At 63.3% G+C, this 14,142-nt stretch carries 13 protein-coding genes; all 13 read left to right on the forward strand.

From position 1 onward, the window contains the following. Positions 1–30: 30 nt before the first annotated feature. A complete protein-coding gene (fleQ, locus tag CCOS191_RS07585) occupies positions 31–1,506 on the forward strand; it encodes a transcriptional regulator FleQ (RefSeq protein ID WP_046854671.1) in 1,476 nt (491 codons plus the stop codon). 155 nt (positions 1,507–1,661) lie between these two features. Beyond that, the gene (locus tag CCOS191_RS07590) at positions 1,662–2,879 is read left to right on the forward strand and encodes a sensor histidine kinase (protein WP_046854672.1); all 1,218 of its coding nucleotides are present in this window, start codon (positions 1,662–1,664) and stop codon (positions 2,877–2,879) included. Then, positions 2,876–4,252 (forward strand): sigma-54-dependent transcriptional regulator, encoded by a 1,377-nt coding sequence (locus CCOS191_RS07595; RefSeq protein WP_046854673.1) that lies wholly within the window; start codon positions 2,876–2,878, stop codon positions 4,250–4,252. The genes CCOS191_RS07590 and CCOS191_RS07595 overlap by 4 nt, the downstream gene beginning before the upstream one ends. 107 nt (positions 4,253–4,359) lie before the next feature. Next, a complete protein-coding gene (gene fliE / locus CCOS191_RS07600; protein WP_046854674.1) occupies positions 4,360–4,692 on the forward strand; it encodes a flagellar hook-basal body complex protein FliE in 333 nt (110 codons plus the stop codon). A 15-nt stretch (positions 4,693–4,707) separates the two neighbouring features. Then, complete coding sequence (gene fliF, locus CCOS191_RS07605) at positions 4,708–6,486, forward strand: flagellar basal-body MS-ring/collar protein FliF (RefSeq protein ID WP_046854675.1); 1,779 nt, start codon at positions 4,708–4,710, stop codon at positions 6,484–6,486. Further along, positions 6,479–7,498, forward strand: coding sequence for a flagellar motor switch protein FliG (gene fliG, locus CCOS191_RS07610; RefSeq protein ID WP_023631000.1), 1,020 nt, complete (start codon positions 6,479–6,481; stop codon positions 7,496–7,498). The genes fliF and fliG overlap by 8 nt, the downstream gene beginning before the upstream one ends. 105 nt (positions 7,499–7,603) lie before the next feature. Then, complete coding sequence (gene fliH / locus CCOS191_RS07615; RefSeq protein WP_046854676.1) at positions 7,604–8,377, forward strand: flagellar assembly protein FliH; 774 nt, start codon at positions 7,604–7,606, stop codon at positions 8,375–8,377. Beyond that, positions 8,367–9,722: a flagellar protein export ATPase FliI gene (gene fliI, locus CCOS191_RS07620; protein ID WP_046857712.1), complete on the forward strand. Its 1,356-nt coding sequence runs from the start codon at positions 8,367–8,369 to the stop codon at positions 9,720–9,722. The genes fliH and fliI overlap by 11 nt, the downstream gene beginning before the upstream one ends. A 6-nt stretch (positions 9,723–9,728) precedes the next feature. After that, positions 9,729–10,181 (forward strand): flagellar export protein FliJ, encoded by a 453-nt coding sequence (gene fliJ, locus CCOS191_RS07625; protein ID WP_046854677.1) that lies wholly within the window; start codon positions 9,729–9,731, stop codon positions 10,179–10,181. 99 nt (positions 10,182–10,280) lie between these two features. After that, positions 10,281–10,586, forward strand: coding sequence for an STAS domain-containing protein (locus CCOS191_RS07630; protein ID WP_046854678.1), 306 nt, complete (start codon positions 10,281–10,283; stop codon positions 10,584–10,586). A gap of 8 nt (positions 10,587–10,594) precedes the next feature. Continuing rightward, the gene (locus tag CCOS191_RS07635; protein WP_046854679.1) at positions 10,595–12,286 is read left to right on the forward strand and encodes an ATP-binding SpoIIE family protein phosphatase; all 1,692 of its coding nucleotides are present in this window, start codon (positions 10,595–10,597) and stop codon (positions 12,284–12,286) included. A gap of 104 nt (positions 12,287–12,390) precedes the next feature. After that, positions 12,391–12,687 (forward strand): Hpt domain-containing protein, encoded by a 297-nt coding sequence (locus CCOS191_RS07640; RefSeq protein WP_046857713.1) that lies wholly within the window; start codon positions 12,391–12,393, stop codon positions 12,685–12,687. A gap of 72 nt (positions 12,688–12,759) precedes the next feature. Further along, positions 12,760–14,118: a flagellar hook-length control protein FliK gene (locus tag CCOS191_RS07645; RefSeq protein ID WP_046854680.1), complete on the forward strand. Its 1,359-nt coding sequence runs from the start codon at positions 12,760–12,762 to the stop codon at positions 14,116–14,118. The last annotated feature ends 24 nt before the right edge of the window (positions 14,119–14,142 follow it).

The raw sequence follows: 14,142 nt of genomic DNA on the forward strand, positions 1-14,142 counted from the left end.
CGCCGATATGACTAGGGAAGTTGCTATTGCATGTGGCGTGAAACCAAGATTCTCCTGATCGATGACGACAGCGAACGCCGCCGCGATCTGGCGGTGGTCCTGAATTTTCTCGGCGAAGAAAACCTGTCCTGCTCCAGCGATGACTGGCAGCAGGTGGTCGAGGGTTTGTCTTCCAGCCGTGAAGTGCTGTGTGTCCTCATCGGTACCGTAAATGCCCCGGCCAGCGTACTGGGGCTCCTTAAGACAGTGGCCGGGTGGGATGAGTTCCTTCCGGTTCTGCTTCTGGGTGAAATTTCTTCTGCGGACTTCCCCGAGGACCTGCGCCGTCGTGTGCTGTCCAACCTCGAGATGCCGCCGAGCTACAGCCAGTTGCTCGACTCCCTGCACCGTGCCCAGGTCTATCGCGAGATGTACGACCAGGCCCGCGAGCGCGGTCGTCAGCGCGAGCCCAACCTGTTCCGCAGCCTGGTGGGTACCAGTCGTGCCATCCAGCATGTGCGGCAGATGATGCAGCAGGTCGCTGACACCGATGCCAGCGTGCTGATCCTCGGCGAGTCCGGCACCGGCAAGGAAGTGGTGGCGCGCAACCTGCACTACCACTCCAAGCGCCGCGAGGCACCCTTCGTGCCGGTCAACTGCGGGGCGATCCCGGCGGAGCTGCTCGAAAGCGAATTGTTCGGTCACGAGAAGGGCGCCTTCACCGGAGCGATCACCAGTCGTGCCGGGCGCTTCGAGCTGGCCAATGGTGGCACGTTGTTCCTCGACGAGATCGGCGACATGCCGCTGCCGATGCAGGTCAAGCTGCTGCGCGTACTGCAGGAGCGCACCTTCGAGCGGGTCGGCAGCAACAAGACCCAGAGCATCGATGTGCGCATCATCGCTGCGACGCACAAGAACCTCGAGACCATGATCGAGGACGGGACCTTCCGCGAAGATTTGTATTACCGGCTGAACGTGTTCCCTATCGAGATGGCGCCGTTGCGTGAGCGGGTGGAAGATATCCCGCTGCTGATGAACGAGCTGATCTCGCGCATGGAGCACGAGAAGCGCGGTTCAATCCGCTTCAACTCCGCGTCGATCATGTCGTTGTGCCGCCACGGCTGGCCGGGCAACGTCCGCGAGCTGGCCAACCTGGTGGAGCGCATGGCGATCATGCATCCGTACGGGGTGATCGGCGTGGCGGAGCTGCCGAAGAAGTTCCGCTACGTCGATGATGAAGACGAGCAGTTGGTGGACAGCCTGCGCTCCGACCTGGAAGAGCGAGTGGCGATCAACGGCCATGCGCCGAATTTCGCCAACCACGCCATGCTGCCCCCGGAAGGACTGGACCTGAAGGACTACCTCGGCAGCCTGGAGCAGGGCCTGATCCAGCAGGCACTGGATGATGCCAATGGCATCGTTGCGCGTGCTGCCGAGCGTCTGCGTATCCGTCGTACCACGCTGGTCGAGAAGATGCGCAAGTACGGCATGAGCCGGCAAGGTGGCGAGGACCAGGCCGACGAGTGACGCGTGCTTGCCAGGGGTCGCGATGCGGCCCCTGGCGTTGACGTCGATCAGCGTGCAGTGCTGCCTGGTGTCATTGTCCCCATCTTCGGCACGGCTATTGCTACACCGCAGGCAACATACCGTTTTTATGACGGTCAGCCATGCGAGAGAGCACGATGCCCCAGGCCGCCCACCGTTCCCCAGCCCCCGATTCGCGAGGGCACACCCCGCTTGAGCAGGAGAGCCGGCAGGGTCTTGAGCAGGCGTTCGCCCTGTTCGATCAGGTCTCCAGCCAGTTGAGTCACTCGTACAGCATGCTTGAGTCGCGGGTCAGCGAGCTCAAGGGCGAGTTGGCTGTGGTCAGTGCCCAGCGCATGGCCGAGCTGGACGAGAAAGAGCGCCTGGCCAACCGTCTGCAGAATCTGCTCGATCTGCTGCCTGGCGGGGTGATCGTCATCGATGGTGAGGGCCGTGTGCGAGAGGCGAATCCGGCGGCTTGCGAGCTGCTGGGGGAGCCTTTGACCGGGCTGCTGTGGCGTCAGGTGATTGCGCGCAGTTTCGCGCCACGCGAGGATGACGGTCATGAGGTTTCCCTGCGTGACGGGCGTCGTTTGTCCATTGCCACCCGCTCTCTGGATGCCGAGCCCGGGCAGTTGGTGCTGCTCAATGACCTGACCGAAACGCGTCGCCTTCAGGGCCAGTTGGCGCGACACGAGCGTCTGTCGTCGTTGGGGCGCATGGTTGCCTCCCTCGCGCATCAGATTCGCACGCCCTTGTCGGCCGCGATGCTCTATGCCAGCCACTTGGCGGATCCGGAGCAGGCGTTGGCCTGCGACACGCGCCTGCGTTTTGCCGGCAATCTCAAGGAGCGTCTGCACGAACTGGAGCATCAGGTGCGCGACATGCTGGTGTTCGCCCGGGGCGAGCTGCCACTCAATGATCGGGTCAGCCCCAAGGGGTTGTTTCAGGCCCTGCAGCAAGCCGCTCACTCCCATGTGCAGGGGCATGCGGTGCGCTGGCAATGTGATACGCATCTGGGAGAGCTGCTGTGCAACCGCGATACGCTGGTGGGTGCATTGCTCAACCTGATCGAAAATGCCGTACAGGCCGGTGGCGAGTCGGCGCGTTTGAAGATTCATCTTCTGCGCCGCGAAAACGCTGTGCACCTGTGTGTCAGCGATGCAGGCAGTGGTATCGATAGCCAGTTGTTGGCGCGTTTGGGGGAGCCGTTTTTGACCACCAAGTCCACGGGTACCGGGCTGGGGGTGGCTGTGGTCCAGGCAGTGGTGCGGGCGCACCGCGGTACTCTGCGCCTGCGTTCCCGGGTGGGGCGCGGTACATGCGCCACCGTGGAGCTGCCATTGATCGGTGTTCAGGAGGAGGCGGGGCAATGACGATGAAGGTGCTGCTGGTCGAGGATGACCGAGTCCTGCGCCAGGCGCTGGCCGACACCCTGGAGATCGGCGGCCTCGCTCACCGTGCAGTTGGCAGTGCTGAGGAAGCGTTGCGGGCGGTCGCAGAGGAATCCTTTGCGCTGGTAGTCAGTGATGTGAACATGCCGGGCATGGATGGCCACGAGCTGCTGGCACAGTTACGCCGTCACCACCCGCACTTGCCGGTGCTGCTGATGACGGCTCACGCGGCTGTGGAGCGTGCGGTGGAGGCCATGCGCCAGGGAGCGGTCGACTATCTGGTAAAACCATTTGAACCCAAGGCCTTGCTCGACTTGGTGGCACGTCATGCCGTGGGTGGCGGTGCCGTGGGCGACGAAGCGGGGCCTGTTGCCTGTGAGCCTGCCAGTCGGCAACTGCTGGAGCTGGCTGTAAGGGTTGCGCAAAGCGACTCGACGGTGTTGATTTCCGGCGAGTCGGGCACGGGCAAGGAAGTGCTGGCGCGTTTCATTCACCAGCAGTCGCGCCGAGCCGGGCAGGCGTTCGTGGCGATCAACTGCGCGGCGATTCCTGACAACATGCTCGAAGCCACGCTTTTCGGCCATGAGAAGGGTGCCTTTACCGGGGCCATCGCCGCGCAGGCTGGCAAGTTCGAGCAGGCGGACGGCGGTACCCTGCTGCTCGATGAGATCTCTGAAATGCCGTTGGGGCTGCAGGCCAAGTTGCTGCGTGTGCTGCAGGAGCGTGAAGTGGAGCGGGTGGGCGGGCGCAAGCCGGTGGTGCTGGATATTCGCGTGCTGGCTACCACTAACCGCGATCTGGCGGAGGAGGTTGCTGCCGGGCGCTTCCGTGAGGACCTGTACTACCGCCTATCGGTATTCCCCATGGCTTGGCGGGCATTGCGTGATCGGCCGGCCGACATCGTGCCGCTTGCTGAGCGTTTGCTGGCACGTCATGTCAGCAAGATGCGCCACGCTCAGGTCAAGCTATCCGCTGAGGCGCGGGCCTGCCTGCAGGCTTATGCCTGGCCTGGCAACGTCCGCGAGCTGGATAATGCGCTGCAGCGGGCGTTGATCCTGCAGCAGGGCGGAGTGATCGAGGCGGCGGATTTTTGTCTGGCGGGCGCCATTCCATTGTCGGCATCCAAGGTGGCCACTATTGAGCCAGTATTTGCGGATTCCGGGGGTGAGGCCGGTGGGCTGGGTGATGACATGCGTCGCCACGAATACCAGATGATCATCGACACCTTGCGTGCTGAACGTGGTCGTCGCAAGGAGGCGGCCGATCGTCTGGGGATCAGCCCTAGAACCTTGCGTTACAAGCTTGCGCAGATGCGTGATGCCGGGTTCGATGTCGAGGCCAGTCTGTTCGGCTGATACGTCCTTTTGAATGTTTTCTGAATGGCTGGCACTTCTCTTGCTAGCTCCATCACTATTCGCTGCATGAGTGTCAAAAAAAGTGCGGCCGCCGGAGAGAGAAGTCCATGACCCAAGGTGTTGAATTCAATCGTCTGATGTTGGACATGCGCGCCATGCAGGCCGATGCCATGTCCCTGCCCAAGGTTGGCGCCGCGCCTGAGCTCGCGCCTGGGCAGAGCAGCTTTGCCGATATGCTCGGCCAGGCCATTGGCAAGGTGAATGAGGTTCAGCAGGCATCCAGCCAATTGTCCAGCGCCTTCGAAATTGGCAAGAGCGGTGTTGACCTGACTGACGTGATGATCGCCTCGCAAAAGGCTTCCGTGTCGTTCCAGGCACTTACCCAGGTTCGTAACAAGCTGGTGCAAGCGTACCAGGACATCATGCAGATGCCGGTATAAGGGCGAGAGTGAGTCATGGCCGAAGCAGTCGTCGATAACGCCCCCGCCAAGAGTGGCCCTCCAGCAGCCAAGCCGCCGCTGTTCGGCATGTCGTTCCTGGAAAACATTTCGCAGATGCCCATGCTGCGTCAGGTCGGCCTGCTGGTCGGGCTGGCGGCAAGCGTGGCCATCGGCTTCGCCGTGGTGCTCTGGTCGCAGCAGCCGGACTACCGCCCGCTCTATGGCAGCCTGGCGGGCATGGACACCAAACAGGTGATCGATACCCTGACCACCTCTGATATCCCGTATCGCGTGGAACCCAACTCCGGCGCGCTGCTGGTCAAGGCCGACGATCTCTCCCGTGCGCGTCTGAAACTTGCCGCGGCCGGCGTGGCGCCGAGCGATGGCAATGTCGGCTTCGAATTGCTCGATAAAGAGCAAGGGCTGGGTACCAGCCAGTTCATGGAAGCTACCCGTTACCGTCGCAGCCTTGAAGGCGAGCTGGCGCGTACGGTATCGAGCCTGAACAACGTCAAGGCTGCCCGTGTGCACCTGGCGATCCCGAAAAGTTCGGTGTTCGTGCGCGACGAGCGCAAGCCCAGCGCCTCGGTACTGGTCGAGCTGTATCCGGGGCGTGCCCTGGAAGCCGGCCAGGTGATGGCGATTGTCAATCTGGTGGCGACCAGTGTGCCGGAGCTGGACAAGTCCCAGGTGACCGTAGTCGACCAGAAGGGCAACCTGCTCTCCGACCAGTTGCAAGACACGGCCCTGAGCATGGCCGGCAAGCAATTCGACTACAGCCGTCGCATGGAAAGCATGCTCACTCAGCGTGTGCACAATATTCTGCAGCCAGTGCTGGGTAACGACCGCTACAAGGCAGAGGTGTCTACTGACGTCGACTTCAGTGCTGTCGAGTCCACCTCCGAACAGTTCAACCCCGACCAACCGGCGCTGCGCAGCGAGCAATCGGTCAATGAGCAGCGTGCCAGCAGCCAAGGGCCGCAGGGTGTGCCGGGGGCGTTGAGCAACCAGCCGCCGGCCGGTGCCTCTGCCCCTGAAAACGCTACCGCTGGCGCGACACCTGCCGGCGCGATCCAGCCGGGCCAGCCGCTGGTGGACGCCAATGGCCAACAGATCATGGACCCGGCGACTGGCCAGCCGATGCTGGCGCCGTACCCGAGCGACAAGCGCCAGCAAAGCACCAAGAACTTCGAACTGGACCGTTCCATCAGCCACACCCGCCAGCAGCAAGGTCGCCTGACCCGCCTGTCGGTAGCCGTGGTGGTGGACGACCAGGTCAAGCTGGACGCCGCCACTGGCGAAGCCACCCGCACCCCGTGGGGCGCCGAGGACCTGGCGCGCTTCACCCGCCTGGTACAGGACGCGGTAGGCTTCGATGCCAGCCGTGGCGACAGTGTCACCGTGATCAACGTGCCGTTCGCCGCCGATCGTGGCGACGAGCTGGTCGATATTCCATTCTACTCGCAGCCCTGGTTCTGGGACATCGTCAAGCAAGTGCTGGGTGTGCTGTTCATCCTGGTGCTGGTGTTCGGCGTGCTGCGTCCGGTGCTCAACAACATTACAGGTGGCGGCAAGCAGGCGGCCACGGACAGCGACATGGAGCTGGGCGGCATGATCGGTCTGGATGGCGAACTGGCCAACGACCGCGTCAGCCTGGGTGGCCCGACAAGCATTCTGTTGCCGAGCCCGAGCGAGGGTTACGAGGCACAGCTCAACGCAATCAAGGGCCTGGTGGCCGAAGACCCGGGCCGCGTCGCCCAGGTCGTGAAAGAGTGGATCAACGCCGATGAGTGACAATCGAGCCATTACCGCCAAGCTGAGCCGCGTCGACAAGGCGGCCATCCTCCTGCTCTCGCTCGGCGAGACCGATGCCGCGCAGGTCCTGCGCCACATGGGGCCCAAGGAAGTGCAGCGGGTCGGTGTGGCCATGGCGCAGATGGGCAACGTCCATCGCGAGCAGGTCGAGCAGGTGATGAGCGAGTTCGTCGAGATCGTCGGCGACCAGACCAGCCTGGGTGTCGGCTCCGACGGCTACATCCGCAAGATGCTCAACCAGGCCCTCGGCGAGGACAAGGCCAACGGCCTGATCGACCGCATCCTGCTCGGTGGCAACACCAGCGGCCTGGACAGCCTCAAGTGGATGGAGCCGCGTGCCGTGGCCGATGTCATCCGCTACGAGCACCCGCAGATCCAGGCCATCGTGGTCGCCTACCTCGACCCCGACCAGGCCGGCGAGGTGCTGAGCAACTTCGACCACAAGGTGCGCCTGGACATCGTCCTGCGCGTGTCGTCGCTCAATACCGTGCAGCCAGCGGCGCTCAAGGAACTCAACCAGATCCTCGAAAAGCAGTTCTCTGGCAACTCCAATGCCGCGCGCACCACCCTGGGTGGCATCAAGCGCGCCGCCGATATCATGAACTTCCTCGACAGCTCGGTGGAAGGCGCGCTCATGGACTCGATCCGCGAGATCGACAGCGACCTGTCGGAGCAGATCGAAGACTTGATGTTCGTCTTCAACAACCTGGCCGACGTCGACGACCGTGGCATCCAGGCGCTGTTGCGCGAAGTGTCGTCGGACGTGCTGGTGGTGTCGCTCAAGGGCGCCGACGAGCGGGTCAAGGACAAGATCTTCAAGAACATGTCCAAGCGTGCGTCCGAGCTGCTGCGCGACGACCTGGAGGCCAAGGGGCCGGTACGGGTCAGCGACGTGGAAACGGCGCAGAAGGAAATCCTCACCATCGCCCGCCGCATGGCCGAGGCCGGCGAGATCGTGCTTGGCGGCAAGGGCGCCGAGGAAATGATTTAAGCGGCAGGTTTCAAGCTGCAAGCGACAAGAAACAGCGGGTCAAGCAAGGGCTGCCGTTTCTTGCTGCTTGAAGCTTGATGCTTGCAGCTAAAGAGGTTTTTGAGCATGTCCACCACCGAACACCCCAGCGATCTGATCCGTGCCCGCGACCTTGAGGGCGTGGATGTCTGGTCGTTGCCTAGCTTCGATCCGGAGCCTGAACCCCAGCCTGAGCCTGAGCCGACCGTCGTCGAGGAAGAAGTCGAAGAGGTGCCGCTGGAGGAAGTCCAGCCCCTTACCCTCGAAGAGCTTGAGGCCATTCGCCAGGAGGCCTACAACGAAGGTTTCGCCACGGGCGAGCGGGAAGGCTTCCACAGTACCCAGCTCAAGGTTCGGCAGGAGGCCGAAGTGGCGCTGGCCGCCAAGCTTGCGAGCCTGGAGCAGGTCATGAACCACCTCCTGGAGCCGATCGCCGAGCAGGACACGCAGATCGAAAAGGCGCTGGTGCTGCTGGTGGCGAACATGACCCGCCAGGTCATCGGCCGCGAGTTGCGCGCAGATTCCAGCCAGATCACCCATGTGCTTCGCGAGGCACTGAAGCTGCTGCCGATGGGCGCTGACAACATCCGTATCCATCTCAATCCCCAGGACTTCGAGCTGGCCAAGACCCTGCGCGAGCGCCATGAGGAAGATTGGAAGCTACTTGAGGACGAAGCCCTGCTGCCTGGCGGTTGCCGGATCGAAACCGCCCACAGCCGCATCGACGCGACCATGGAAACCCGTATCGAGAAGGCCGTGGCGCAGCTGTTCGACCAATCCCATGACCAGGCATTGCACCCTGCGGCGCCGGATATTCAGGTCGAACTCGATGAGCCTGCAGGTGAAGCCGATGCGCCTTGAACGCACCAGTTTCGGCAAGCGCCTTGAAGGCTACGCCGATGCGGTGAGGCTGCCTGAGCAGCCAATCGTCGAGGGCCGCCTGCTGCGTATGGTCGGCCTCACGCTTGAGGCCGAAGGCCTGCGGGCAGCGGTGGGTAGCCGCTGCCTGGTGATCAACGACGACAGCTATCACCCTGTGCAGGTCGAGGCCGAAGTCATGGGCTTTGCCGGTGGCAAGGTGTTCCTGATGCCGGTCGGCAGTATTGTCGGGCTGGCGCCTGGTGCCCGCGTGGTGCCGCTGGATGACAGTGGCCGCTTGCCGATGGGCATGAGCATGCTCGGGCGGGTGCTCGATGGCGCCGGTCGTGCGCTGGATGGCAAGGGCGGCATGAAGGCCGAGGATTGGGTGCCGATGGATGGCCCGGTCATCAACCCCCTGAACCGTGACCCGATCAGCCAGCCATTGGACGTGGGCATTCGCAGCATCAATGGCCTGCTTACCGTGGGTCGCGGCCAGCGTCTGGGGCTGTTCGCCGGTACTGGTGTGGGCAAGTCGGTGCTGCTGGGCATGATGACGCGCTTTACCGAGGCCGAAATCATCGTGGTGGGGCTGATCGGTGAGCGGGGCCGCGAGGTGAAGGAGTTCATCGAGCACATTCTTGGTGAAGAGGGGCTCAAGCGTTCGGTGGTGGTGGCCTCGCCTGCGGATGATGCCCCGCTGATGCGCCTGCGGGCAGCTATGTACTGCACGCGAATCGCCGAATATTTCCGTGACAAGGGCAAGAACGTCCTGCTGTTGATGGACTCGTTGACCCGTTTCGCCCAGGCCCAGCGTGAGATCGCCCTGGCAATCGGCGAGCCGCCGGCCACGCGTGGGTATCCGCCGTCGGTGTTCGCCAAGTTGCCCAAGCTGGTGGAGCGTGCCGGCAATGGCGAGCCGGGCGGTGGCTCGATCACCGCGTTCTATACCGTGCTCTCCGAGGGCGACGATCAGCAGGACCCGATCGCAGACTCGGCGCGGGGCGTCCTCGACGGGCACTTTGTGTTGTCCCGGCGCCTGGCCGAAGAGGGGCACTACCCGGCCATCGATATCGAAGCCTCGATCAGCCGGGTGATGCCTCAGGTGGTAGACCCCGATCACTTGCGCCAGGCGCAGAAATTCAAGCAGTTGTGGTCGCGCCTTTCGCAAAGCCGCGACCTGATCAGCGTCGGTGCGTATGTGGCTGGCGGTGACCCGGAAACCGACCTGGCCATTGCCTTGCAGCCCAAGCTGGTGGACTTCCTGCGTCAGGGCCTGGATGAAAACGTTGGCATGGCCCAGGGTCGCGAGCAGTTGGGCGCAATCTTTGCGCCGCCGGGGAACTGATAGGCCATGGCCCAGCCCAGCCGTGCCGCACGCCTGGCTCCCGTGGTGACCATGGCCGAGGAGGCCGAGCGCAAGGCCGCTCAGCGGGTGGGGCACTTTCAGCGAATGTTGACCGATGCGCAGGCCAAGCAGGCCGAGCTTGAAAGTTTCCGCGAGGCCTACCAGCAGCAGTGGATCAGCCGTGGCTCCAAGGGGGTCGACGGCAACTGGCTGGTCAATTACCAGCGTTTCCTCGGTCAGTTGGAAACGGCCATGACCCAGCAGCGCCAGAGCATGGCCTGGCACCAGAACAACCTCAACAACGCACGCAACGCCTGGCAGCAGACCTACGCACGGGTGGAGGGGTTGCGCAAGCTGGTGCAGCGCTACCTCGACGAGGCGCGCCGGGCCGAGGACAAGCGCGAGCAGCGCCTGCTCGACGAGTTGTCCCAGCGCTTGCCGCGGCAAGGGCATCTGTAGGAAGGGGCTTGTCCGCCCGGCGCCAGCGCCTTGCACCAGCCCATGGTGCCTGCTAAACCTTCAGGAGTTGCATTCGCCATCACCGAAGGAATCGCTCGTATGGCAGTCGAAACTGATTTTTCGCAGGAAGGGAAAAAACTGACGATCAAGGTCAAGGGTCGTTTCGATTTCGGCAAGCATCAGGAGTTCCGGGATGCCTACGAGCGCCAGCGCCCGCGCCCGGATTCCGTGGTGGTCGACCTGAAGGAGGCCACTTATCTCGACAGCTCGGCGCTGGGTATGCTGTTGTTGCTGCGCGACCATGTCGGCGGTGAGGAGTCCGATATCCGCGTGGTCCATGCCAGCCCGGACGTGCGCAAGATCCTCGCCATCTCCAATTTCGAAAAACTGTTCGACATCAGTTGAGTACCCTCATGCCCGCCGAGCAGGCGTTGACCGTGCTGGTGGCCGAAGACGGCGCAGCAGATCGCCTCTTGCTGGCGCAGATTGTCCGGCGTCAGGGGCATGAGGTGTTCACTGCCGAGAACGGTGAACAGGCCGTGGCGATGTTCACCGAGCGACGGCCGCAACTGGTGCTGCTCGATGCCTTGATGCCGGTGATGGACGGTTTTGAAGCTGCGCGGAGAATCAAGGCGTTGGCCGGCGAGGCCCTTGTGCCGATCATCTTCCTGACCTCACTCAACGAAGAGGAGGGCCTGGTACGCTGCCTCGAGGCCGGGGGCGACGACTTCATGGCCAAACCCTACAGCGCCGTCATTCTTGCGGCGAAAATCCGTGCCATGGACCGTTTGCGCCGGTTGCATGCCACGGTGCTTGAACAGCGTGACCAGATCACCCGCCACCATCACCACCTGCTCAACGAGCAGCGTGTGGCCAAGGCGGTGTTCGACAAGGTCGCCCATTCCGGCTGTCTGAAGGCAGCGAATATCCGTTACCTGCAATCGCCCTATGCACTGTTCAATGGCGACCTGCTGCTGGCAGCATTCACCCCGTCTGGCGACATGCATGTGCTGCTGGGGGATTTCACCGGCCACGGTTTGCCGGCTGCGGTGGGGGCCATGCCGCTGGCGGAGGTGTTCTATGGCATGACCGCCAAGGGCTATGGCCTGGCCGAGACGCTGCGGGAAATGAACGCCAAGCTCAAGCGTATTCTGCCGGTAGACATGTTCTGCTGCGCGCTGTTGCTCAGCCTGAGCTTTCAGCGCGGTACGGTCGAGGTCTGGAATGGCGGGATGCCGGATGGCTATCGCCTGTCTGCCGAAGGGGAGGTGCTGGGCATGCTGTGTTCCCATCATCTGCCGTTGGGGGTGCTGGCGCCGGAGCAGTTCGACGATGCCACCCAGGTGTTGCCACTGGCGGTCGGCGAGCGGTTGTTCCTGCTGTCCGATGGTGTGGTGGACACGGGGGATGCCCAGGAACGCTTGTTCGGGGTCGATCGCTTGCGCGATGTGCTGGCTGACAACCGCAACCCCGATCTGTTGTTCGATGAGGTGATGCAGGCTTTGGCAGTTTTCGGCGGGCAGTCGCGTGATGACATCAGCTTGTGCGATATCCGCATGTCTGCCCCTGAGGAGCTGGCGCCGCAACCAGTGGTGTACTCCGACAGTGGCCGTTCCAGCCCTCTGGACTGGTCGTTGCGGTTCGAGCTGCGGGGGCAGAGCCTGCGCCGCTTCAATCCGGTGCCTTATCTGGTGCAACTGTTGCAGGAAATTCACGGGCTCAGGCCTAGCAGCGGGCGCCTGCACAGTGTCTTGAGCGAGCTGTATTCCAATGCGCTGGAGCACGGTGTGCTGGCGATGGACTCCCGGCTCAAGCGCGACGCCCAGGGCTTTGCGCAGTATTATCGGCAGCGTGCCGAGCGCTTGATGCACGAGGTGGACGGGTTCGTGAGCATCGGACTGCAGGTTGAACCGCGGGGTGCTGGCGGGCGTCTGATGATCGAGGTGCGAGACAGTGGCGCAGGCTTCGACGTGGCGCGTGAGCTTGCCAGGACGCCCGAGCAGCAGGCTTTCAGTGGCCGAGGCATGGGCCTGGTACAGCGCCTGGCAGGTCAGGCCCGCTGGTTGGAGGGTGGTCGCCTTGCCCAGGTGGATTTTGAATGGTGAGCCTGCGGGATGCCCGCGGGGTCTGGCTTAGCGAGGCTTGATCAGGGAGTGAGCAAGTGGACGTGCACATCAATCAACAGGTGTTGAGTGACTTGCGGGAGGTCATGGAAGATGGCTACCTGCAGTTGCTGGAGACCTTTCTGGAAGACTCCGAGCGACGCCTGAACCAGTTGCACAAGGCGAGGGATGCCGATGAGCTGGGCATGGCAGCGCACAGCTTCAAGGGCAGTAGCAGCAATATGGGGGCCGTTGGCCTGGCCGCCTTGTGCCAGCAGCTTGAAGAGCGCGTGCGCCAGCAGCCCTTGTATGGGATCGAGGACCTGATCAATCGCATTGATCAGGAATACCTGGTCGTCCAGCGTTACTATCGCAGTGAACGGCAACGAGTTTCCGCGCAATAGCTTAACCTGGCGCGAGTTTTGCTTTTGCAGCCCCAGACGTATTTTTCCAGGTTCTGGAGCGGAGATTGTTCAATGCCTGTCGCACCCAATCCATTGTTGCAAGCCGGCCTCGCCAATCAGGCGCAACGCCAAGCTGCCAGTGCGGCGGAAAAGCCGCTGCAGGCCGCGAAGCAAGGCGCCGGCTTTGATCAGGTGATGGCCCGACAAGAGCGTGACAGCACCCCGGTCAAGAGTGCCCCGGCAAGGGATGAAAAGCCCGCCAGCCAGGTGCCGCCGGCGAAGAACAAGGCGCAGGCAGATCCAGCCGCGGGCGGCAAGCATGCCGCGGGTAAGGCGCCGGCCGTTGCCGATGACGGCAAGAGCTTGCCATCGACTGCATCTTCGCAGCCCGCCGACGACACTGATGAGGCCGCCGATGGCAGTGCAGTGCCCCCGCTCGATGCCAGCCTGGTCGCCGGCCAGGTGACCGATGCCCAGGCCGGGGCGCAACTGCTCCAGGCCCAGGCGGAAGCGGTGGCCCCGGTGCTGCAGGCGGCGGTTCAAGCGCCGCTGCAGCCTGCGCCAGCGCCGGTACAGGTAGCGCAAGAGGCTGAGCAAACCACGGCGTTCGACCCCGAGGCCGATGCACTTGCCGATATGCCGGCCTTGCGCCTGGCGCTTGAACAGGATGCGCAGTCCAAGGGCAAGACGTCGGCCCATGCCGTTGTCGATAACAACGGTCAGCAAACTGCCAGCCCTGCTACTGCAGCCGTCAATACCTTGGCGACTTTGGCCGAGAAAGGAGAGTCGGAGCCGGGGCAGGGTGAGCGCGGTGACAAGGCCTTTGCCGGCCTGCTCGATGACGGCCTCAAGGATATCAAGGGTGCCAGCAGTGATACCCGCGTCGACGATTTCGCCAACCGCCTGGCCAGCCTCACCCAGGCGGTGACGCCCAAGACCGCCAACGCCGTGCCCGCCACGCCTGGCCCGCTGCAGCAACCGTTGGCGATGAACCAGGGCGGCTGGACCGAGGGGTTGGTCAACCGAGTCATGTACCTCTCCAGCCAGAACCTCAAGTCTGCGGACATCCAGCTTGAGCCGCGGGAGTTGGGACGCCTGGATATTCGCGTCAACGTGGCGACAGACCAGTCGACCCAGATCCACTTCGTCAGCGGCCATGCCGGTGTGCGCGACGCCCTCGACAGCCAGGTGCATCGCCTGCGAGAGCTGTTCGCCCAGCAGGGCTTGGCCCAGCCCGACGTCAGCGTGGCTGATCAGTCCCGTGGCCAGCAGCAACAGCACGAGGCGCAGCAGGGTGGGTCGGGCCTGTCCGGGGTGGCGGCGCGGCGTGGCAACGCAGCGGAGGGGGACGATGCCGATCCCGCTGAAGTCGCGCGCCCTGTCGAGCAGCAGGTGGTGGTAGGCGACAGTGTGGTCGATTACTACGCTTGATTTTTCGGGCATGCCTGGCGTTGC

This window comes from Pseudomonas sp. CCOS 191, assembly GCF_001007005.1.
GTDB classification, from domain to species: domain Bacteria; phylum Pseudomonadota; class Gammaproteobacteria; order Pseudomonadales; family Pseudomonadaceae; genus Aquipseudomonas; species Aquipseudomonas soli.

Coding starts and splice junctions, on each gene's coding strand:
- fleQ (WP_046854671.1), top strand. CDS start 31: ATGTGGCGTGAAACCAAGATTCTCCTGATCGATGACGACAGCGAACGC.
- CCOS191_RS07590 (WP_046854672.1), top strand. CDS start 1,662: ATGCCCCAGGCCGCCCACCGTTCCCCAGCCCCCGATTCGCGAGGGCAC.
- CCOS191_RS07595 (WP_046854673.1), top strand. CDS start 2,876: ATGACGATGAAGGTGCTGCTGGTCGAGGATGACCGAGTCCTGCGCCAG.
- fliE (WP_046854674.1), top strand. CDS start 4,360: ATGACCCAAGGTGTTGAATTCAATCGTCTGATGTTGGACATGCGCGCC.
- fliF (WP_046854675.1), top strand. CDS start 4,708: ATGGCCGAAGCAGTCGTCGATAACGCCCCCGCCAAGAGTGGCCCTCCA.
- fliG (WP_023631000.1), top strand. CDS start 6,479: ATGAGTGACAATCGAGCCATTACCGCCAAGCTGAGCCGCGTCGACAAG.
- fliH (WP_046854676.1), top strand. CDS start 7,604: ATGTCCACCACCGAACACCCCAGCGATCTGATCCGTGCCCGCGACCTT.
- fliI (WP_046857712.1), top strand. CDS start 8,367: ATGCGCCTTGAACGCACCAGTTTCGGCAAGCGCCTTGAAGGCTACGCC.
- fliJ (WP_046854677.1), top strand. CDS start 9,729: ATGGCCCAGCCCAGCCGTGCCGCACGCCTGGCTCCCGTGGTGACCATG.
- CCOS191_RS07630 (WP_046854678.1), top strand. CDS start 10,281: ATGGCAGTCGAAACTGATTTTTCGCAGGAAGGGAAAAAACTGACGATC.
- CCOS191_RS07635 (WP_046854679.1), top strand. CDS start 10,595: ATGCCCGCCGAGCAGGCGTTGACCGTGCTGGTGGCCGAAGACGGCGCA.
- CCOS191_RS07640 (WP_046857713.1), top strand. CDS start 12,391: ATGGAAGATGGCTACCTGCAGTTGCTGGAGACCTTTCTGGAAGACTCC.
- CCOS191_RS07645 (WP_046854680.1), top strand. CDS start 12,760: ATGCCTGTCGCACCCAATCCATTGTTGCAAGCCGGCCTCGCCAATCAG.